This is a genomic window from Collinsella sp. An268 (genome assembly GCF_002159765.1).
Classification (GTDB): domain Bacteria; phylum Actinomycetota; class Coriobacteriia; order Coriobacteriales; family Coriobacteriaceae; genus Coprousia.
Map to the genome: position 1 here is coordinate 95,757 of NZ_NFJH01000008.1, position 18,915 is coordinate 114,671.

The following is an 18,915-nucleotide window of genomic DNA, read 5'->3' on the forward strand; positions in this document are numbered from 1 at the left end:
GTCCGGCGCCGGTATTACCGAGGTTCGGGCCCATAGGTGCCCCGCGTTCCATCGAGCACGTTGGTGAGGTGCAGGATGCGCGCGCTCGACGGCTTGCCGTCGATGAGAGAGAGCAGCTCGTCGGCGCAGGCGACGCCCGCGTCGAAGTTCGGCAGGCGCATATAGAGGTCGGGGTAGAAATTGCTCTCGCCGTTGTTGGCGAGCTCGGCGGTGAGGATACCGCGCTCGCGGCAGCGGTAGCGGATGGGCTCGGTCCAGCCCGACCAGCTGGCGATGACGGCGTCGCCCCGCGTAAGCCCGGCCACCGCGCGGCGCAGGGTGTCGGCGAACTCCGCCGTCAGGCGGTCGCCCTCCGGCGTTGCGCCCACCGAATAGCGGAGGTCCCACGTATCCAGGTTCTCGAGCGTGATGGGCGTCGTCACGATCTCGAGCTCGGTGGCGGGATGGGCGTCCAGGGCGTCCTCGAGGCCGCGGGCGCGGTCGCGCTCCTGCGGCGTATCGATGTTGGGGCGCACGTAGAGAATCCGGGCGGGCTCGCGCTCCAGGACGCACTCGGTCAGCAGGCGCGCCCCGTCGCGGTAGTCGAAGTCCACCGTGCTGTAGATGCGCGAGTTGCCGGCGCAGTCGAACGTCACGAGCGGAACATGGTCGCGCTCGATGATGGCGGCACTCGCCGCACTCGGCCCGGCGTTATCCTTGCCGAGGAAGATGACGCCGTCCACCCGGCCCTCCAGATAGGCGACCAAATAGTCGCTCATACCCGCCGTCTTTGCCTTATTGGTGCAGAGCAGAAGGTTATAGCCCACGTCTTCCAGACGGCTCTGGATGCCGCGGATCGTCTGGGAGAAGCGCGGTACGGCGAGGTTCTTCTTGGCCACCACGCCCACGCAGCCGGAGCGGCGCCGGCGAAGCGCCCGCGCGGCGCTATTGGGGACGTAGTTGAGCTCGCGGGCGGCACGCAGCACCCGCTCGCGCGTCTCGGCGGCGATGGACTGGCCGGGGGTGTTGTTGATCACATACGAGACCGTTGCAGTGGTGACATCGGCGGCACGTGCGATGTCCTTGAGTGTCACGCGTTTCGCCATGTCGCCTCCCTGGCTCCGGTTTTTGGGCCGCGGACGCGCGCCATGCGCGGCAAGAGTCCGCTGCCGAACTTATACGTTTAAGTTACCACGTTGCAGATTTGATACTGGCGACTTCTTGTAATCAATGGGAAATAAACCGCCTGCCGCCCAAAACCAACCGTTTGGAGATTGGTACCCTGAGGCAAGATAAAGCGTTTATCCATAGCTTTACCTGCTCTTTTAATGCCTGCGAAACATAGTTGTTTAGCCCTTGACGGAAAACCTCCCCCCTATCCATTCCGCTCAAAGGCGTCTACTATGCTTGTTGAGAAGGTTCGTCCGGCTACTTATACGTTTAAGTACCCAAGCGAGCGACTCCGGCATCGGTTCTCACGGGAAAGGAGCTTGTCGCGATGCAGAACGAGAAGAAAGTGCCCATCTGGGCGAAGATACCCAACTGGGTGTGGGTATTGATTTCGTTGGCGTGCGCCGCCTTGCTGTGGTTCGCCGCCAACAGCGCCTGGCCGGCCGTTTTCGCCTCGCCCATCGAGGTGCTAGACGCCGCCGCCGAGCGCGCCGCGAGCGGGGTGCTCTGGGAGCACACCTGGGCGTCGCTGTCCCGCGTGCTCACGGGCTTCGGCATCGCCTTCATCGTCGCGATCCCCGTCGCGTTCCTGATGGCTTGGTACGACCCGTTCCGCCACATCGTCGAGCCCTGGATCCAGTTCATCCGTAACATCCCGCCGCTCGCCTACGTGTTCCTCATCATCGCCGCCCTCGGCATCGGCCAGGTCTCCAAGATCACCGTTATCTTCATTGCGGCGTTCCTGGTGCAGGTTGTAACCATCTATCAGGGCGTCAAGGGTGTCGACAACACCCTCATCAAGGCCGCCCGCGTCCTCGGCGCCAAACAGAAGGACATCTTCTTCAAGGTCATCATCCCCGCCTCGACCCCGTTCATCCTGGTCGCTGCGCGCCTCGGCCTCTCCACGTCGCTCACGACGCTCATGGCCTCCGAGATCGTCGGCGGCGACCGCGGCCTCGGCATGATGATCCAGCAGGCTAGCGGTTACTACCAGATGGACGTCGTGCTGCTCGGCATCATCATGCTCGGCATCATCGGCATCCTGTTCGAGAAGATCGTTCGCTTCCTTGAAAGGAGGTTCACCGGATGGCAGGAGACCGTGCAGCAGTAAAGGTCCACATCGACCATGTGGTGAAGAAGTTCCAGACGCGTAAAGGTGAGATGACTGCGCTCAACGGCGTCGACCTCGACATCCACGAGAACGAGTTCATTACCGTCGTCGGTCCGTCAGGTTGCGGCAAGTCGACGCTTCTGAACATCATCGGCGGCCTCGAGTCCCCCACCGAGGGCCAGGTCACCGTCGACGGCAAGCCGGTTGACGGCCCGAGCCCCGAGCGCGGCATCGTGTTCCAGCAGTACGCGCTCTTCCCCTGGCTCACCGTCATCAAGAACGTCATGTTCGGCCTGAAGCTCCAGGGCAAGTCCAAGGAAGAGGCCGAGGAGATCGCCCACAAGTACCTCAAGATGGTGGAGCTCGAGGAGTTTGCGAACCACTACCCCAAGGAGCTCTCCGGCGGCATGAAGCAGCGCGTCGCCATCGCCCGCGCCTACGCCACCAACCCGCAGGTCCTGCTTATGGACGAGCCCTTCGGCGCCCTCGACGCCCAGACCCGCACCCAGCTCCAGCAGGAGCTTATCGAGACCTGGGAGAAGGAGCGCAAGACCTGCTTCTTCATCACCCACGACGTCGAAGAGGCCATCATCTTGGGCAACCGTTGCGTCATCATGAGCGCGCGCCCGGGCCGCGTGAAGGACATCATCGATATCGATATCCCCTATCCGCGCGACCAGGCCACCAAGATGAGCCCGCGCTTCCTGGAGCTCAAGAACGAGATCTGGGGCCAGGTCTACCAGGAGTACCTCTCCGTCCGCAAGTAAGTCGGCCGCGGCGCGCCGCCTCGCGCCGCACCCTCCGGGCAATTTGCCCGGTAACGTCGGGAAAAAGCACCGCAAGGTGCGAGGTTGTACAAGAAAAGGAGAACATCATGTCCAACCTGAACGAGTTCATGATCAGCCGCCGCAGCGTGCTCGCCGGTCTCGGCGGCGTCGGCCTCGCCGCCGCGGGCCTCGCCGGCTGCTCCGGCAACGAGACTCCCGCGCAGGGCAGCGCCGGCAGCGCCGCCTCGGGCAGCGACTACGAGCCCGTGACGCTCCGCGTCGCCTACATGCCGAACCTCGGTTCCGCCTCCTCGCTCTTCACCGCCATCGACCAGGGCTACTTCGATGAGTACGGCATCACCGTCGAGCCCGCGCAGTTCCAGGGCGGCCCGGCCGAGATCACCGCTATGCAGTCCGGCGACATCGACATCGCCCAGATCGGCCACGGCGCGCACAGCCTCTGCATCGGCGGCGACGCTGTCGTCTTCGCCTTCGACCAGCTCTCGCAGGCCGACGCCGTCGTCTGCGACAAGTCGAAGGTCGCCTCCGCCGAGGAGCTCGCCGGCAAGACCGTCGGCGTTTCCTCCGGCACCTCCTCTGAGATCATCCTCCAGTTCGTGCTCCGCGACGCCGGCCTCACCATGGACGACATCAACCCCATCGAGATGGACGTCTCGGGCATGACCACCGCTCTGCTCTCCGGCCAGATCGACGCCGCCGCCACCTGGTCGCCCAACACCGTGACCATCGAGGAGCAGCTCGGCGACAACTACCTCGTCCTCGGCACCAACACCGATTACTCCGACGAGGTCGCCTTCCCCTCCAGCTTCGTCTGCCTGCCCGACTACGCTGAGGAGAACGCCGAGGTGCTCGCCCGCTTTGGCGCCGCCATCGACAAGGCCCAGCAGTACCGTGCCGAGAACATCGAGGAGGTCGCGAAGCTTCTCTCCACCGAGCTCGACGTGCCCGAGGACACCATGGTCGCCGCCACCGGCGAGGGCGACTGGCAGGGCGCCGTCGACTGCCAGGGCGACACCGACACCATCCTCGGTTACTACACCGCTCAGCAGCAGGTCTTCCTCGACAACGGCACCGTCGAGGCCGAGGTCCCGGTCGAGGACTACGTCAAGACCGACATCATGGAGGAGGCCTACACCCTTTCGCAGGAGTAGGTTTGCTCGCTAAGCGCAGGCGCTGACCTGTAGCTTTACCACAAGCGGCCGGCCATGCGCGCGCATCGGCCGGCCGCTTTTTAGCGCCGCGGCGCGTGAAACACGTCGCGCACACGAGATTCGAGAAGGGACGCACCATGGCACACGATTACTATCACATTCCGGCGGACCAGCTGGGCGAGGGCGCCAAGATTCCGCTCGAGGTGCTCGGCGACTCGGGAGAGATCTTCTACGAGATGGCCCTCACGATGGTCGACGAGATCGAGGCGCATAACGCCCGCGGCGAGAAGACCGTCTTCATCTGCCCAGTAGGCCCTGTCGGCCAGTACCCCATCTTCGTCCGTCTGGTGAACGAGCGCAACGTCTCGCTCAAAAACTGCTGGTTCATCAACATGGACGAGTACCTGACCGACGATGACGAGTGGATCGACGCCGCCGACGCGCTCTCGTTCCGCGGCTTTATGGAGCGCACGGTCTACAGCAAGATTCGCCCGGAGCTCGTCGTTCCCGAAGAGCAGCGCATCTTCCCCGACCCCACAGACCCCGGCCGCATCGGTCGCGTCATCGATGAGCTCGGCGGCGTCGACATCGCCTTCGGCGGCATCGGCATCACGGGGCACCTCGCGTTCAACGAGCCCGACCCCGAGCTCTCCGTGGAGGAGTTCGCCGCGCTCGACACCCGCGTGCTCTCCATCCATCCCGAAACCCGTGCCACCAACTGCATCGGCGACCTCGGCGGTGCGCTTGAGGACATGCCCCACCGTTGCGTCACCATCGGCATGAAGGAGATCCTGGGCGCCCGCAAGGTGCGCCTCGGCGTCTTCCGCGACTGGCACCGCGCCGTCGTCCGTCGCGCCGCCTACGGTGAGGTCACCGCCGCCTTCCCGGCGACGCTTCTGCAGAACCACCCCGACGCGAAGATCTTCGTCAACAGCGTCGCCGCCGGTCAGGCCTACTAAGGAGGCCCCTACATGGCTGCAACCGAGAACTCCTTCTACCTCAAGGGCGCGACGGTCCTTCTGCCCGAGGGCATGACGAGGACCGATGTCGTCGTCAAGGACGGCCGCATCGCCGGCCTGCCCCGCGAGACGGCGAACATCGAGGGCCTGCCCGAGCTCGACGCCGCCGGGCTCACGGTCCTGCCCGGCTTTATCGACATCCATACGCACGGCGCGGCTAACGTCGACGTGAACGCCGCCGACGAGGAGGGCCTGCGCACCATCGGCCGCTTCTTTGCGAGCCAGGGCGTCACCGGCTGGCTCTGCTCGGTTCTGACCGACACCCCGGAGCAGACACTCTGGTGCATGGAGCAGGCGCGGCGCGTCATCGAGGGCGGCCCGTACGACGGTGCGGCGCTGCTCGGCATCCACCTCGAGGGCCCGTGCCTCTCCAGTGAGTACAAGGGCGCCATGCCCGAGCACCTGCTCATGCACGAGGCGACCTCCGAGCTCTTCCGCCAGTATCAGGAGGCCTCGGGCGGGCACGTGCGCTACACCACGCTCGCCCCGGAGGTTCCGGGTGTGGAGAAGATCATCCCCGAGCTCAACGCCATGGGCATCGTCTGCGCCATCGGCCATAGCGGCGCGGGCTACGACCAGTCCCAAGCCTGCGTGGCGGCGGGCGCCGCCAGCGCCACGCATCTGGGCAACGCCATGCGCCTCTTCCATCAGCACGACCCCGCAATCTGGGGCGTGGCGCTCGAGAGCGATCTCTATGTGGAGGCCATCTGCGACGGACGCCACCTGCACCCCGGCAGCGTCCGCCTCTACCTCAAGGACAAGGGCTGGGACCGCGTCGTCGCCATCACCGACTCCATCATGGCGGCAGGCCTCCCCGACGGCAACTACAAGCTCGGCGTGAACGACGTGGTCGTGGAGGACGGCGACGCGAAGCTCGCCGACACCGGTGTGCGCGCGGGCTCGACGCTCACGCTCGCCCAGGCGCTCCGCAACATCGTGAAGTTCGCAGATACGGACGTGGCGCACGCCGCGCACCTCATGACCGCGAACCCGGCGCGCCTCATCGGCCTCCCCACCAAGGGTAACATCGCCCGCGGCTGCGATGCCGACCTCACGCTCGTCGACGGCGACCTCGACGTCGTCCGGACCATCGTGGGCGGCCGCACGGTCTACACCCGTTAACATCGCCACCCAGCGGCGACTGCGTCGCAGGGCACGGTAAAGCCGCCGCCACCTCAGCGACTCGAGGTGGCGGCGGCTTTTTCAGGGCGCTTTTTCGGGCGGAGCCTCCCGTTAGGCGCGCGGCCCCGGCAGATGGTTGATGAGCGACGCCTGATACGCCGCACCGAAGCCGTTGTCGATGTTGACGACGGAGATGCCGCTCGCGCAGCTGTTGATCATCGCGAGCAGCGCGGTGATGCCGCCGAGGTTGGCGCCGTACCCCACGCTCGTGGGCACGGCGATGACCGGGCAGGAAGCAAGACCGCCCACCACACTCGGCAGCGCGCCCTCCATGCCGGCGATGGCGATGATGACCTGCGCGCGGGCGATGTCTTCCGCATGACGGAGCAGCCGATGGATGCCCGCGACCCCCGCATCGTTGACCACGCGCACGCGGTTGCCCAGGAACCGCCCCGTGAGCGCGGCCTCGGCCGCCACCGTCGCATCGCTCGTGCCGGCCGTGATGACGAGGATGTCGCCGTTGCCCGAGGGCTCCGGCAGCGCGCCCACCACGCCGGCGCGGGCATCATCGTGATAGGTGTAGTCGTCCCGTGCCACGGCGAACGCAGGGAGTACGGCGAGCGCGGCGTTCTTTGCGGGATCGAGCCGGGTGATGAGGATGCGCTCCTGCCCCGCGGCGCGCATGGCGCCCACGATGCCCGCGATCTGCTCCGCCGTCTTGCCGGCACCGTAGATGACCTCGGACACACCGGTGCGCACCCCGCGGGCGGTATCGACCTGGGCATATCCCAGATCGCTCACCGCGTCGAGATGGACGCGCTCCACCAGCTCATGGGGGTCCATCTCTCCCGCGGCGACCGCCTGCGCCAGCCGCTCCAAATCGTGTGCATCCATACGCGCCCTTCCGCTGCGTTCCGTCATGTTCTCATCCATCGTCGCACCTGGAGGGTGCTTCAGGTCAAGCGGACCCTAGAGCAGCGCCTCCGCCCATGCCGCCTCGCGAAATCCCACGAGCACCGTGTCGCCCGTTACCACGATGGGACGCTTGACGAGCATGCCGTCCGTCGCGAGGAGCTCGCGCGCCTCCTCGTCGGTCATGCCGGCGTCGAGCTTGGCCTTGAGACCGAGCTCGCGGTACCTCATACCGCTCGTATTGAAGAAGCGGCGCACGGGAAGCCCCGCGCGCTCCTGCCACTCGGCGATCTCCGCGGCGGTGGGGTTATCCTCCACGATGTGGCGATCCGTGTAGGCAATGCCGTGCTCATCCAACCATTTCTTGGCCTTCTTGCAGGTGGAGCACTTGGGATACTCGATAAAGAGAACGTAAGCGGTGTCGGTCATGAGGCCTCCCGAAGACGTGCGGGCTGTACAATGCCTTCATGGTACCCCGACTCACATCCTCTAGCCTAGGAGCCACCATGGGATTGCCCGCAAACGCCATCGTCGACTGCCACACCCACACACACTTCTCAGACGGAGCGGCCACGTTTGAGGAGAACGTGCGCGCTGCGGCACGTGCGGGCTGCCGGGTGCTCGTGTCGACCGACCACCTCACGCTGCCGGCAAGCATGGACCCCACCTGCGCGGTCTCGGTGGCAGAGAGCGCGCTTGGTGCCCATCGCGCCGCGTTTGAGGAAGCGCGCACCCTCGCCGGCGAGATCGCCCCCAACCTCACCTATCTCTACGGCTTCGAGTGCGATTGGTACGAGGGCTGCGAGCCCCTCGTGGAGAGGTGGAGCGCGGGTGCCGTCGTGCGCCTGGGAAGCGTCCATTGGCTCGGCGACCCCGGTGAGATCGCCGTCGGCGCCGCCTCCCCCGGTACCGACGACGACCCTGCCGAAAGGGTTGCGTGCGCCAATGCGCCCGGTCGCGGCTCCGGCTGGATCGACGACCGGGAGGATCAGCACATCTGGCATGAGCTCGGTCCCGATGAGGTCTGGCGCCGCTATGCGGCGACGTGGTGCCGTGCGTGCGAAAGCCCGCTCGCCTTCGACGTGATGGCGCACCCCGATCTTGCCCAGCGCTTTTGCGCCGAGGGACTCGCCGCCACCATCGACCTTCGTCCCCTCTGGGACGAGATGGCCGCCTGCGCGCACGATACGGGACGCCGCATCGAGATCTCGAGTGCGGGCATCCGCAAGGGCGTGGGCGACTATTATCCCGCTGCAGGACTGCTCGAGCGCTTCTACCGCGCGGGCGTGCCCATCACCTTCAGCTCCGACGCCCATGTGGCGCGCGACATCTGCTCCGGCGTCGCAGAGGCGCAGCACCATGCGTACGAGATCGGCTACCGCACCTTCGACGCCCCGCGCGCAGACGGCTCGTGGGAGACCGTCGCGCTGTAGCGGCGCGCGCCATGGCCGCATCGGGGCGCTGAGACCCCGCCCGTGGGGCTACTTCATGCGCGCGTCGAGCTCGCCGGCGAGCTCTTCTACGGTCACTCCGTAGCGCTCGAGCACGACGAGGAGATGGTAGACGAGGTCGGCCGCCTCGTAGCGGATATGGTCGTGATCGCCATCCTTGCAGGCCATGATGACCTCGCTCGCCTCCTCGGCAAGCTTCTTGAGCAGGCTGTCCTCCTTACCCGCAAGCAGCCGGGCAGTGTAGCTCTCCTCGGACGATGCCGTGCGGCGCCCGCGAATGGTGGCGGCGAGGCTCTCAAGCGTCTCGCCGATATGACCGTCCTGCACGTTTGCCGTGCGCTCTCCCATGGTTCGTCCTTTCGTCCGCCCCGGGGCGGGGCCGGTTCAGTCAAGCTCGTTGAAAAAGCAGCTGCGCGCGCCGGTGTGGCAGGCAGGGCCGGGCGAATCGACCTTCACCAGCAGCGTATCGGCGTCGCAGTCGGCGAGAATCTCGCGCACCTGCTGCATGTTCCCGCTCGTAGCCCCTTTGTTCCACAGCTCTTGGCGGCTGCGGCTCCAAAACCACGTGGTGCCCGTTTTCCGCGTGAGGGCGAGCGACTCGGCGTTCATCCACGCGACCATGAGCACCTCGCCGGTATCCCATTGCTGCACCACCGCCGGGATGAGCCCGCGCTCGTCGAATGTCAGCTCATCGATCGTCATCGTTTCCTCCATGGTTGATTTGGGGACGGGTTCATTTCATGCACTCATCTGGGGACGGGGTCGATTTGGCTCATCCCCCCAGCACCCGCATGCCTCAGAAGTCCAGCCGCACCGGTATGCCCTGGGCCGCCATGTACTCCTTCACCTCGCGGATGCTGAAGGTACCGAAGTGGAACACGCTCGCCGCCAGCACCGCGTCTGCCTCGCCCTCGATGATGCCCTCGGCGAAGTGCTCGAGCGCGCCCACACCGCCCGACGCGATGACCGGTATGGGCACGGCACGCGCCACCGCGCGGGTGAGGGCGAGGTCGAACCCCTCTTTGGTGCCGTCACGGTCCATGCTCGTAAGCAGGATCTCGCCCGCGCCGCGCCGCGCCGCCTCCTCAGCCCAGGCGACCGCGTCGATGCCCGTGGGCGTGCGCCCACCCGCGAGGTAGACCTCCCAGCGATCCGCCCCCGGCGCGCCGGGCTCGCCCACGCGTTTGGCGTCGATGGCGACTACCACCGCCTGGCTGCCAAAGGCGGCCGCCGCCTCGGTGATGAGCGCGGGGCGCCGCACCGCCGCCGAGTTGACGGACACCTTGTCCGCCCCGGCGGCAACCATCTGCCGCATGCCCGCGAGGTCGCGGAACCCGCCCCCCACGGTATAGGGAATGGCGAGCTCCTCCGCCGCATGCGACGCCATGTCGATGGTGGTCGCACGGTCGTCGCTCGTCGCCGTGATGTCGAGGAAGACGACTTCGTCGGCGCCCTCGCGATCGTAGGCGCGCGCGAGCTCGACCGGGTCGCCCGCATCGCGCAGGTCGACGAAGTTGACGCCCTTGACCACGCGGCCGTCGCGCACATCGAGACAGGGAATGACACGCTTCGTCAGCATGAGCGCCCCCTTTCAGCCGCTTGGTCGGGCCTGCCCTCGCCGCGCGCCGCCGCGAGCGCTTCTGCCGCCGTGAACGCGCCCTCGTACAGCGCTCGGCCGACGATGGCGCCCTCGATCGCGTCTTGCCCCGCCGCCGCGAGCGCGCGGATATCGTCGACCGACGAGATGCCGCCGGACGCCACCACCGGAAAACCCGCCCGTGCGGCGACCCGGCGATATGCCGCGACGTCGATGCCCGTCTGCATGCCGTCGCGGGCGATATCGGTGTAGACGAGGTGCCTGAAGCCGAGGCTCGCCAGCTCGCCCACCACATCGTCCAGCGCGCGCGACACGTCGTCGCGCCAGCCGTTGACCTTGACGCGGCCGTCTCGCGCGGCGACGTCCGCCACCAGAAGCTCGCCAAAGCCCCGAGCGGCGACCTCGGCAAAACCGGGCTCGGTCACGAGCACCGTACCGAGCGCGATGCGCTTGCAGCCAAAGCCGGCGAGCTGGTCGATGCGCGCGAGCGAGCGGACGCCGCCGCCCACATCGACCGAGAGGCCCTCGATGCCGCAGATGGCGCGAATCGCCGCCGTGTTGGCCGCGCGGGCGTCCTCGTCCTCCTCGAGCGCGGCGGAGAGATCGACCACGTGCACCCAGCGGGCTCCGGCCTCGGCAAAGGCGCGGGCCTGCGCCACGGGGTCGGAGGCGTACACCGTGCACCGGGCGCGGTCGCCCCGCTCGAGGCGCACCACCTGCCCGGCAATGAGGTCGATGGCGGGAAAGAGAATCATGCGGACACCTCCTGGGAAGCGGGCGCGGCGCGGCGCGCCACATCCAGCGCGGCACCGTCGCCGTGCGCGGAAGCGCTGCGGGCGCGCGCGCAGATCGCAACGAAGTTCTTGAGGATCTGCTGGCCGTGGGCAGAGGATTTCTCTGGATGGAACTGGCAGCCAAACAGGTTGCCCCGCGCGATGACGGCGGGAATCGCCCGGGCGTAGAACGTGCGCGCCGCCACGAGCGCGGGCTCCGCGTCGTCTTCCAGAGCATATGAGTGGGTGAAGTACACGTTCGCGCCCTCGGCCACGTCGGCGAGAAGCGGCGATGCGGCTCCCGCGGGCGTCAGATGGATCTGGTCCCATCCCACATGCGGCACCTTGAGGCGCCCGGCGGGCAGCCGCGTGCACGAGCCCGGCAGAAGGCCCAGGCCACGGACCCAGCGCACACCCTCCGCCTCAAACACCGCGCCGGGAGCGAGGCCGCCGCCCCGGTTGTCAGCGGGCGCCTGGGCTGGAGCCTCGGCGGGCACCCCCTCGTCCCCCCGCTCGAACAGCAGCTGCTGGCCCAGGCAGATACCCAGAAACGGCACCGTGCGCGGCCCGGTGACGGCATCGCGGATGGCATCGGCCTCGCCCGATGCCGCGAGATAGCTCATGGCGTCGTAAAACGAGCCCACGCCGGGGAGCACGATGCCCGCCGCGGAACGTATGACCGCCGGATCGTCCGAGATAACGGCCGAGGCGCCCGCGCGCGCAAGGCCGCGCACCACGCTCGAGAGATTGCCCTTGTGGTAGTCGACAACCACCAGCTGCGCCGTCAGAGAGTCCATACGCCGCCTCCTTACAGCGTGCCCTTGGTGGAGGGAACGCCCGTCACCCGAGGGTCGAGGGCGCAGGCGGCGCGCAGCGTCCGTCCGAGCGCCTTGAACGCCGCTTCGATGATGTGATGCGTGTTGGCGCCGGCGAGCTCGCGCACGTGCAGGGTGATGCCGGCCGTGCGGGCGAACGCGTAGAAGAACTCGACGGCGAGCTCGGAATCAAACGAGCCGACCCGCTCGGTGGGCAAAGGCAGCGTGCAATACGCCTGACCGCGCCCGGAGATATCGATCACCACGTGCACGAGCGCCTCGTCGAGCGGCACGGTGGCGTCTGCGAAGCGCGTGATCTGACGGCGGTCGCCCAGCGCCTCGGCAAAGGCCTGGCCGAGCACGATGCCCGCATCCTCCACCGTATGGTGCGCGTCGACTTCGATGTCGCCCGTCGCCTTGACCTTGAGGTCGAACAGGCCGTGGCGTCCGAAGGCGTTGAGCATATGGTCGAAAAAGGGCACGCCCGTAGCGATATCGCAGGTACCCGCACCGTCGATGCCGAGCGTGACGGAGATGTCCGTCTCGCCCGTCGTGCGCGCGACGCTCGCCGTGCGCGGTGCATCCGCCGCGAGGGCGGAGCCCTTGAAGAGCGACGTCAGACCCGAGCTCTGGCGCGCGTCCACCTCTGACACGGTGGCTGCCGAGGTCTCGGCCAGGGTCTTGGGCTGTTTGCGATATACGGTCATGAGAGCTCCTTTGCCTCCGTTGTCACCAAGCGCGTGAGCGCGGCTGCGAGCGCATCGTTCTCCTCCGGCGTCCCCACGGTGAGGCGCAGGCACCCCGCGAGACCCGGCGTGGCGCTGAAGTCGCGTACGAGGATATCGTACTCGTCGCGCAGGCGCCGGCGCACCTCGGCGGCAGCCGGTACGCGCACGAGCAGGAAGTTGGCCGCGCTCGGCCAGACCGTCACCCCCGCCGGCGCGAGCGCGGCCATGCGCTCGGTCATGCGGGCGCGCTCGGCCACGATCTGATCCACCACCGGGCGGTACGCGCCGCGCAGGCGCACCGCCGCGGTGGCCGCCGCCTGGGTGAGGACGTTCACCGAGTAGATCTGGCGCACCGCGGCGAGGACGTCGATGACGTCGGGCGCGGCGAGCACGTAGCCGAGCCGGATCCCCGCCGCCCCAAACGCCTTGGAGAGCGTGCGGAGGACCAGGAGGTTGTCATGGCGCGCGATGAGCGGCACCGCGGAGCTGCCCGCCGGGGCGAACTCGCCATACGCCTCGTCCACCATGACGAGGCCCGGGCAGGCGGAGCACACGCGCTCGATGAGGGGAAGCGGCACGAGATTGCCCGTGGGGTTGTTGGGCGAGGTGATAATGACGGCATCAGCCGTGGCGGCGGCGGCAACGAGCGCGTCGCCGTCCACCGCAAAGGTCTCCGGGTCGCGCGGGACGGCGACGGCGCCTGCCTCGACGAGCGAGGCGAAAAAGGCGTACTCGCTGAAATCGGGCGGGCAGGTGACGAGCGTGCGGCCGCGCCCGGTGAAGGCGAAGAGGAAGTTGAACAGCAGCTCGTCGCCTCCGTTGCCCACGCAGACGTTCTCGCGGGCAAGACCGTGCCAGACGGCGAGCTCGTCGCGCAGGGCGTTTGCCATGGGATCCGGGTAGCGGTTCAGGGGTGTCGCGGCCAGCGCGGCGTCGATGGCCGCGCGCACCGGCTCCGGCACGGGATAGGTGTTCTCGTTGGCGGAGAGATTGATGCGGCAGGGCGCGAACGCAGGGTCGTAGGGCTCTATGGAGGCCAGGTGCGGCTGAACGAGGGCGCGCATGCGGCGGGACAGCTCGGCCATGCTCACACCTCCGCCCCGGCGGCGATCGCATCGGCCCCGTCTCCCGGCCACGCGATGCGCGTCAGGTCGGCCGCGGCGAGCGCCTCGGGCGCGAGGGCGGCGCTCCCCTGCTCGAGCTGGCGGCGGCGCAACCCCACCGAAAGCGCATGCGCCCACAGCCCCTCCGCCTCGGCCAGACGCTGCGTCGCCGGCGCATCTGCCATAAGGCCGGCCGGGGTATAGCACACCACCGACGACTTCTTCTGGAAGTTCTCGACCGAAAGCGGGCTCGAGAACAGCGCCGTGCCGCCCGTGGGCAGCGTGTGGTTGGGGCCCGCCACGTAATCGCCGAGCGGCTCGGAGCTCCATGCACCCACAAAGATGGCGCCCGCGTTGCGTATCCTGCCCACAAGGCCGAGCGCATCGGCGCAGTGCAGCTCGAGATGCTCGGGGGCGATGGTGTTGACGGCGTCGAGCGCGGCGTCGAGATCTGCCGCCACGATGACCATGCTCTCGCCCGCAAGCGACTCCTGCGTGATGGCCGCCCGCGGGCTCTGACGCACCAGAATATCGATAGCGGCCTGAACCTCGCCCGCAAAGGCCGCGTCGCAGGTCACGAGGTAGCAGGCGGCAAGGGGGTCGTGCTCCGCCTGGGCCATAAGATCGGCCGCGACCACGGCGGGCTCCGCCGTGGCATCCGCGAGCACGCAGACCTCCGAGGGGCCCGCCACCATGTCGATGCCCACATCGCCCGAGACGATCTGCTTGGCAGCCGCCACGTACGCGTTGCCCGGCCCCGTGATCACGTCGACGCGCGGCACGGTCTCGGTGCCGTACGCAAGGGCGGCAACGGCCTGGGCGCCGCCCACCAGGTAGACCTCGTCCACCCCTGCAAGATGAGCTGCGGCGAGCGTGTAGGGCGAAACGGGTGGCTCGCCCGGTGCAGCATCGCGCTGCGGGGGCGTGACCATCACCACGCGCTCGACTCCGGCGACCTTGGCGGGAATGGCGTTCATGAGGACCGTCGAGGGATATTGGGCGCGTCCGCCCGGCACGTAGATGCCCGCGGCGGCGACGGGCGTCACCTTGACACCGAGAAGCGTCCCGTCGGGACGCGTGGTGAACCAGCTCTGCGTGAGCTCCCGCTCGTGAAACGCGCGAATCTGCGCCGCCGCCCGCTCGAGTGCCGCCGCAAACGCGGGCTCGACCGCGTCGAGCGCGTGCGCGAGCGCCTCGTCGGGCAGGCGCAGGCTCTCGAGCTCGACCCCATCGAGGTCCCGCGCATACCGGCTGAGCGCCGCATCGCCCTCGGTACGCACCGTCGCCACAATGTCGCGCGCCGCCGAGACGACGTCGGCCGGAAGCACGCCCTTGCGCGTAAGCTGCGCCGGCTTCAGGCGCTCGCCCGGACCCAGCACCACCGTCCTCATAGCAACCACTCCTCAAACCGCCCCAAGCGGCTCCGTCTCCTACCTACGCAAGCGGGGCGCGCGGGACTGTCTCTCTCGCGCACCCCTTCGTCTACAGGATATACTTTATCATGGTAAAGCGTTCGTGTAGGCGGCGGCAGCACGTTGCAACCAACTGCTAACACACGTGCGCCACCGGCCGCGGCGCCCCTATGCGCCCACCTCGCCGATGAACGCGCGCGTGCGCTCGTTTTGGGGATGCTCGAAGATCTGCGCGGGCGCGCCCTCCTCTACGATCACGCCGCCCTCCATAAAGATGACGCGGTCGGCCACGTCGCGCGCGAAACCCATCTCGTGCGTCACCACCACCATCGTCATGCCGCCCTGGGCGAGCTCGCGCATGACGTCGAGCACGCCGCGGACGAGCTCGGGATCGAGCGCCGAGGTGGCCTCGTCAAAGAGCATCACGTGCGGCTCCATGGCAAGGGCGCGGGCGATGGCGACGCGCTGCTGCTGGCCGCCCGAAAGCTCGGCGGGAAAATGGTCGGCGCGGTCGGCGAGCCCCACGCGGTCGAGCTGCTCGCGCGCGATGCGCTCGGCCTCCGCCTTGGAGCGGCCGAGCACCTTCATCTGCGCGAGCATGACGTTGTGCAGCGCATCCTTGTGCGGGAAGAGGTTGAACTGCTGAAAGACCATCCCCATGTGCTCGCGCACCTTGTTGATGTTGGTCTTGGGGCTCGTGATGTCCTGCCCCTCGAAGATGATCTGCCCGGCCGTGGGCTCCTCGAGACGGTTCAAGCAGCGCAGAAGCGTCGATTTGCCCGAACCGGAGGGACCGAGCACCACGACGACCTCGCCCTTGTGGATGTCGAGCGAGATGTCCTTGAGCACCTCAAGATCGCCGAAGCTCTTCTTAAGGTCGCGGATGGAGATGACGATATCGGCGTCGTGCGACGCGCCGACATTGACGGCGCTAGGCATGGGCGGCCTCCCCCTTCTCGGTTGCGGCGGTGCTGCGACGGCGCCTGCGCCCGCCGTGCACGCGCTCCTCCAGGTGACGGGTCACCTTGGAAAGCGGCAGGGTGATCACAAGGTAGAACAGGGCGGCCACGATATAGGGCGTGATGGAGCCCGTCGAGGCCACGATGGTGCGCGCGTACATCACGAGCTCCATGACGCCCACGGCCGCAAGCAGCGACGTGTCCTTGTAGAGCACGATGAACTCGCTCGTGAGGTTGGGAATCACCAGACGGAACATCTGCGGCAGGATGACGTAGAGCATCGTCTGCGCGCGCGTCATGCCGAGCGAGCGCGCCGCCTCGTCTTGCCCCTTGTTGATGGAAAGGATGCCGGCGCGGTAGATCTCGCACATGTAGGCGCCCGAGTTCATGCACATGACGGTGACGCCGAGCGGGAAGCTCGGGATGTCGATGCCGGCAAGCGGCAGGCCGAAGAACGCGACGTAGATCTGCAGGAAGAGCGGCGTGCCGCGCACCAGGTTCACGTACGTGGTCGCGATGCCGCGCACCACGGCCACCTTGGAGAGGCGCATGAGCGCGAGCGCGAGACCCAAGGGGATGGCGAGCGGGAATGCCACCGCCACCACGCCAAGCGACATGAAGAAGCCCGTGAGCACCACCGGGAAGCTCGTCACCAAGATGGTGGGGTCGAAGAACAGGTGGAGGAAGCGGTTCTCGTTCCACGCCTGGACCCACGGCTGCCCCTCGAGCCACTGGGAGAGCGCCTCGGGACCGGAGATGCCCTCGACGTGGATGACGGGTATGTCGGAGACCGCCACCGGGGCTGCGCCCTCAGCTTGATACGAGACCCCCACCTGCATGTCGCCGCCGCCCATGGGGAAATACACGCCGTAGATGATGATGTTCAGGTGCCCGGCGTCGGCAATCGCCGGGTCGAAGTGCAAGGTGAACGCATCCTCTTCGGCGGCGAGGTCGAAGGTGAGCTCGGTCCTGGTCATGAGGTCGTCGCCCGTGAGCAGCGTGACGGCGAGGTCATCGGTCTCGTACTGCGTCCCCTCCGGAATGTCGACGTGCACCCGAGAGATGTTCTCATCCGGCTCGAGTGCCAGCTCGAGCGTGATGCGCGACTGCGTGCCGCCCTGAATGGTCGTCTGATCCTTATCGGAGTTGGGGCGCCCCGTGCACTTGACGATTTCCATGGCCTGCGCTTCCGGCGCGGGGGCGCCTAGAGCGCCCAAAAGACCGAGCAGGAGGGCGACTAAGAGGACCAGGGCGCCTCTCCCCCACCGGTGCACCCGCTTCGCATGCGCCGGCGCCATGCGGCGCGCTGTTGAATGTGTACCCACCATTACCTCGCTAACGATACGCCGTGCGGCCCCTTCCCGCACCGGGGAGGGGCCGCCGATTGGAAGTTGCTATGGCACGCGGCTCTAGCCCATGTTGGCGGCGATGAGCTCGTCGAGCGTGCCGTTCTCATCGAGCGTCGCGATAGCCTCGTTGATGGCGTCGAGCAGCTCGGGGTTGTCCTTGGACACGGCGATGGCGTACTCCTCGCCCGTGGCGGAGGTCAGGATGGTGTGCTGGTCCGTGTAGGCGCCGGAGAGCATCTGGTCGACCACGGCGAGGTTGCCGCAGACGGCATCCGCCTGGCCGGCCTGAACCGCCGCGAAGGCGTCAGTGAAGTTGGGGAACGTCACGATCTCGGCGTTGGGGAAGTTCTCACCCGCAAAGTCGGCACCGGTCGAGCCGCTCTGGACGGCGATGGTGATATCGGCGGAGTTGAGCGCCTCGGCGGCGTTCTCCTCGGTGAGCGCGGTGTTGGTGTTCAGCACAGCGACAGCCTGGTTATCCACGTAGTAGGGCGTGGAGAAGTTCACTTCCTCCTCGCGCTCGGGTGTGACGGAGATGCCCGAGAGACCCGCATCCGCCTGGCCGCCCGCCACGATGGCGGGGATGATGCCGTCGAAGTCGATGTTGGTGTACTCGCACGTCATGCCGAGCTCCTCGGCGATGGCGCGGCCGAGGTCCATGTCGAGTCCGACGTACTCACCGTCGACGAGGTTCTCGAACGGCGGGTAATCCGGCGAGGTGGCAAACGTGATGGTGCCGTCCTCGAGCGTCATGCTGCCGCTCGGCGCGGCCGCTGCCGAACCCGCCTGCGAGCCCTCGGACGCCGGAGCGCCGCCGCAGGCCGCGAGCCCCAGGGCAAGCGCGCACGTCGCCGCGATAGCCGCGGGTTTCTTCCAGATACCGGTGAGCTTCTTCATCATAGGTTCCTTCCCCTATTGGGTATGGGCGCGTGGCCCTCTCTCTTCCACGACGCCTAGTATGCACTTGTCCGTATATTATTGCAAGTCTATTCACATTTGTGAAACATTGTTTTGGCATCGGTCGCTGAGGTGCAGGTAACCGCCCGCACATCTGAGGTCTACCGCCTGTTTCTGCATATTTTGGACCGATTATTCGTAGTTTATGCATAGTGCAAGCAGCGCCAAGCGACCCGCTCCCTGGTTAGGCAGAACATCTGTTGGACCACCGTGGATATCGATGGCTACCGAGGGCTGCCCGCAGGCTCGCCGTTCCGCACGCCCTAGGTGCCTCGAGCATTCCCGTGTGCGGATATGCCACTTTTTGAGGTCCTGGGGGATGCGGACATTTTCTTGGACAGGCCTAGACGGCCAGCCCGAGCCGCTCCCTGCGGCCCCTGATCGTATCGTACACCGTCCGGCCGCCCTCCCGGAAGGCCTTCAGCCGGCCCTCCCGGTACCAGCGGATGTACGAGGAGAGCTCGGCGATGAACCGCTCCGCGGTCCAGCCCGACCAGTCCCTGCCGTGGAAGAACTCGA

20 protein-coding genes are annotated in these 18,915 nt (G+C 67.3%); 6 read left to right on the forward strand and 14 right to left on the reverse strand.

The window, feature by feature from the left end:
• Positions 1-14: 14 nt before the first annotated feature.
• Positions 15-1,085 carry a LacI family DNA-binding transcriptional regulator gene (locus B5F70_RS07560; protein WP_087204966.1) on the reverse strand — a complete coding sequence of 357 codons (1,071 nt, stop codon included), beginning with the start codon at positions 1,083-1,085 and terminating at the stop codon, positions 15-17.
• A gap of 392 nt (positions 1,086-1,477) precedes the next feature.
• Here B5F70_RS07560 and B5F70_RS07565 point away from each other — a divergent pair, with 392 nt between their 5' ends.
• The 5 genes from B5F70_RS07565 to nagA all read left to right on the forward strand — a co-directional run bounded on the left by B5F70_RS07565 (position 1,478) and on the right by nagA (position 6,340).
• Positions 1,478-2,260 carry an ABC transporter permease gene (locus B5F70_RS07565; protein ID WP_087204967.1) on the forward strand — a complete coding sequence of 261 codons (783 nt, stop codon included), beginning with the start codon at positions 1,478-1,480 and terminating at the stop codon, positions 2,258-2,260.
• Positions 2,236-3,027, forward strand: coding sequence for an ABC transporter ATP-binding protein (locus B5F70_RS07570; RefSeq protein ID WP_087204968.1), 792 nt, complete (start codon positions 2,236-2,238; stop codon positions 3,025-3,027). Before B5F70_RS07565 ends, B5F70_RS07570 begins: the two co-directional genes overlap by 25 nt.
• A 107-nt stretch (positions 3,028-3,134) precedes the next feature.
• Complete coding sequence (locus B5F70_RS07575) at positions 3,135-4,199, forward strand: substrate-binding domain-containing protein (RefSeq protein WP_087204969.1); 1,065 nt, start codon at positions 3,135-3,137, stop codon at positions 4,197-4,199.
• Positions 4,200-4,336: 137 nt separating this feature from the next.
• Positions 4,337-5,158 (forward strand): glucosamine-6-phosphate isomerase, encoded by an 822-nt coding sequence (locus B5F70_RS07580; protein WP_087204970.1) that lies wholly within the window; start codon positions 4,337-4,339, stop codon positions 5,156-5,158.
• Positions 5,159-5,170: 12 nt separating this feature from the next.
• A complete protein-coding gene (gene nagA / locus B5F70_RS07585) occupies positions 5,171-6,340 on the forward strand; it encodes an N-acetylglucosamine-6-phosphate deacetylase (RefSeq protein WP_087204971.1) in 1,170 nt (389 codons plus the stop codon).
• 111 nt (positions 6,341-6,451) lie between these two features.
• On the opposite strand, the gene larB is transcribed toward nagA, so the two are convergent.
• Entirely contained in the window at positions 6,452-7,234 is a 783-nt protein-coding gene (larB, locus tag B5F70_RS07590; protein ID WP_087204972.1) for a nickel pincer cofactor biosynthesis protein LarB, read from the reverse strand.
• 75 nt (positions 7,235-7,309) lie between these two features.
• On the reverse strand, positions 7,310-7,681 hold the full coding sequence (locus tag B5F70_RS07595) for an arsenate reductase family protein (RefSeq protein WP_087204973.1): 372 nt from the start codon (positions 7,679-7,681) through the stop codon (positions 7,310-7,312).
• A 77-nt stretch (positions 7,682-7,758) separates the two neighbouring features.
• On the opposite strand from B5F70_RS07595, the gene B5F70_RS07600 reads away from it, so the two are divergent.
• Positions 7,759-8,685 carry a PHP domain-containing protein gene (locus B5F70_RS07600; RefSeq protein WP_087204974.1) on the forward strand — a complete coding sequence of 309 codons (927 nt, stop codon included), beginning with the start codon at positions 7,759-7,761 and terminating at the stop codon, positions 8,683-8,685.
• A 48-nt stretch (positions 8,686-8,733) separates the two neighbouring features.
• Here B5F70_RS07600 and hisE read toward each other — a convergent pair whose 3' ends face one another.
• The 11 genes from hisE to B5F70_RS07655 form a co-directional block, all read right to left on the reverse strand.
• Positions 8,734-9,051 carry a phosphoribosyl-ATP diphosphatase gene (gene hisE / locus B5F70_RS07605; protein ID WP_087204975.1) on the reverse strand — a complete coding sequence of 106 codons (318 nt, stop codon included), beginning with the start codon at positions 9,049-9,051 and terminating at the stop codon, positions 8,734-8,736.
• A 36-nt stretch (positions 9,052-9,087) separates the two neighbouring features.
• Complete coding sequence (gene hisI / locus B5F70_RS07610) at positions 9,088-9,417, reverse strand: phosphoribosyl-AMP cyclohydrolase (protein WP_256363454.1); 330 nt, start codon at positions 9,415-9,417, stop codon at positions 9,088-9,090.
• Between the two features lie 82 nt (positions 9,418-9,499).
• Entirely contained in the window at positions 9,500-10,282 is a 783-nt protein-coding gene (hisF, locus tag B5F70_RS07615; protein ID WP_087204977.1) for an imidazole glycerol phosphate synthase subunit HisF, read from the reverse strand.
• Positions 10,276-11,055: a HisA/HisF-related TIM barrel protein gene (locus B5F70_RS07620; RefSeq protein ID WP_087204978.1), complete on the reverse strand. Its 780-nt coding sequence runs from the start codon at positions 11,053-11,055 to the stop codon at positions 10,276-10,278. Before B5F70_RS07620 ends, hisF begins: the two co-directional genes overlap by 7 nt.
• A complete protein-coding gene (locus B5F70_RS07625) occupies positions 11,052-11,870 on the reverse strand; it encodes an imidazole glycerol phosphate synthase subunit HisH (protein WP_087204979.1) in 819 nt (272 codons plus the stop codon). Before B5F70_RS07625 ends, B5F70_RS07620 begins: the two co-directional genes overlap by 4 nt.
• A gap of 11 nt (positions 11,871-11,881) precedes the next feature.
• Positions 11,882-12,595, reverse strand: coding sequence for an imidazoleglycerol-phosphate dehydratase HisB (hisB, locus tag B5F70_RS07630; RefSeq protein WP_087204980.1), 714 nt, complete (start codon positions 12,593-12,595; stop codon positions 11,882-11,884).
• Positions 12,592-13,701: a histidinol-phosphate transaminase gene (hisC, locus tag B5F70_RS07635; protein ID WP_087204981.1), complete on the reverse strand. Its 1,110-nt coding sequence runs from the start codon at positions 13,699-13,701 to the stop codon at positions 12,592-12,594. Before hisC ends, hisB begins: the two co-directional genes overlap by 4 nt.
• Before the next feature lie 2 nt (positions 13,702-13,703).
• On the reverse strand, positions 13,704-15,110 hold the full coding sequence (gene hisD, locus B5F70_RS07640; protein WP_087204982.1) for a histidinol dehydrogenase: 1,407 nt from the start codon (positions 15,108-15,110) through the stop codon (positions 13,704-13,706).
• Between the two features lie 189 nt (positions 15,111-15,299).
• Positions 15,300-16,070, reverse strand: coding sequence for an amino acid ABC transporter ATP-binding protein (locus B5F70_RS07645; protein ID WP_087204983.1), 771 nt, complete (start codon positions 16,068-16,070; stop codon positions 15,300-15,302).
• The gene (locus B5F70_RS07650; protein ID WP_241145939.1) at positions 16,063-17,268 is read right to left on the reverse strand and encodes an amino acid ABC transporter permease; all 1,206 of its coding nucleotides are present in this window, start codon (positions 17,266-17,268) and stop codon (positions 16,063-16,065) included. The genes B5F70_RS07645 and B5F70_RS07650 overlap by 8 nt, the downstream gene beginning before the upstream one ends.
• Positions 17,269-17,499: 231 nt before the next feature.
• Positions 17,500-18,336, reverse strand: coding sequence for an ABC transporter substrate-binding protein (locus tag B5F70_RS07655; protein ID WP_087204985.1), 837 nt, complete (start codon positions 18,334-18,336; stop codon positions 17,500-17,502).
• Positions 18,337-18,915: the final 579 nt, after the last annotated feature.

Bases quoted from the DNA above. Each gene is read 5' to 3' on its own strand.
- B5F70_RS07560 (WP_087204966.1), bottom strand. From the start codon at position 1,085: ATGGCGAAACGCGTGACACTCAAGGACATCGCACGTGCCGCCGATGTC.
- B5F70_RS07565 (WP_087204967.1), top strand. From the start codon at position 1,478: ATGCAGAACGAGAAGAAAGTGCCCATCTGGGCGAAGATACCCAACTGG.
- B5F70_RS07570 (WP_087204968.1), top strand. From the start codon at position 2,236: ATGGCAGGAGACCGTGCAGCAGTAAAGGTCCACATCGACCATGTGGTG.
- B5F70_RS07575 (WP_087204969.1), top strand. From the start codon at position 3,135: ATGTCCAACCTGAACGAGTTCATGATCAGCCGCCGCAGCGTGCTCGCC.
- B5F70_RS07580 (WP_087204970.1), top strand. From the start codon at position 4,337: ATGGCACACGATTACTATCACATTCCGGCGGACCAGCTGGGCGAGGGC.
- nagA (WP_087204971.1), top strand. From the start codon at position 5,171: ATGGCTGCAACCGAGAACTCCTTCTACCTCAAGGGCGCGACGGTCCTT.
- larB (WP_087204972.1), bottom strand. From the start codon at position 7,234: ATGGATGCACACGATTTGGAGCGGCTGGCGCAGGCGGTCGCCGCGGGA.
- B5F70_RS07595 (WP_087204973.1), bottom strand. From the start codon at position 7,681: ATGACCGACACCGCTTACGTTCTCTTTATCGAGTATCCCAAGTGCTCC.
- B5F70_RS07600 (WP_087204974.1), top strand. From the start codon at position 7,759: ATGGGATTGCCCGCAAACGCCATCGTCGACTGCCACACCCACACACAC.
- hisE (WP_087204975.1), bottom strand. From the start codon at position 9,051: ATGGGAGAGCGCACGGCAAACGTGCAGGACGGTCATATCGGCGAGACG.
- hisI (WP_256363454.1), bottom strand. From the start codon at position 9,417: ATGGAGGAAACGATGACGATCGATGAGCTGACATTCGACGAGCGCGGG.
- hisF (WP_087204977.1), bottom strand. From the start codon at position 10,282: ATGCTGACGAAGCGTGTCATTCCCTGTCTCGATGTGCGCGACGGCCGC.
- B5F70_RS07620 (WP_087204978.1), bottom strand. From the start codon at position 11,055: ATGATTCTCTTTCCCGCCATCGACCTCATTGCCGGGCAGGTGGTGCGC.
- B5F70_RS07625 (WP_087204979.1), bottom strand. From the start codon at position 11,870: ATGGACTCTCTGACGGCGCAGCTGGTGGTTGTCGACTACCACAAGGGC.
- hisB (WP_087204980.1), bottom strand. From the start codon at position 12,595: ATGACCGTATATCGCAAACAGCCCAAGACCCTGGCCGAGACCTCGGCA.
- hisC (WP_087204981.1), bottom strand. From the start codon at position 13,701: ATGGCCGAGCTGTCCCGCCGCATGCGCGCCCTCGTTCAGCCGCACCTG.
- hisD (WP_087204982.1), bottom strand. From the start codon at position 15,110: ATGAGGACGGTGGTGCTGGGTCCGGGCGAGCGCCTGAAGCCGGCGCAG.
- B5F70_RS07645 (WP_087204983.1), bottom strand. From the start codon at position 16,070: ATGCCTAGCGCCGTCAATGTCGGCGCGTCGCACGACGCCGATATCGTC.
- B5F70_RS07650 (WP_241145939.1), bottom strand. From the start codon at position 17,268: ATGGAAATCGTCAAGTGCACGGGGCGCCCCAACTCCGATAAGGATCAG.
- B5F70_RS07655 (WP_087204985.1), bottom strand. From the start codon at position 18,336: ATGAAGAAGCTCACCGGTATCTGGAAGAAACCCGCGGCTATCGCGGCG.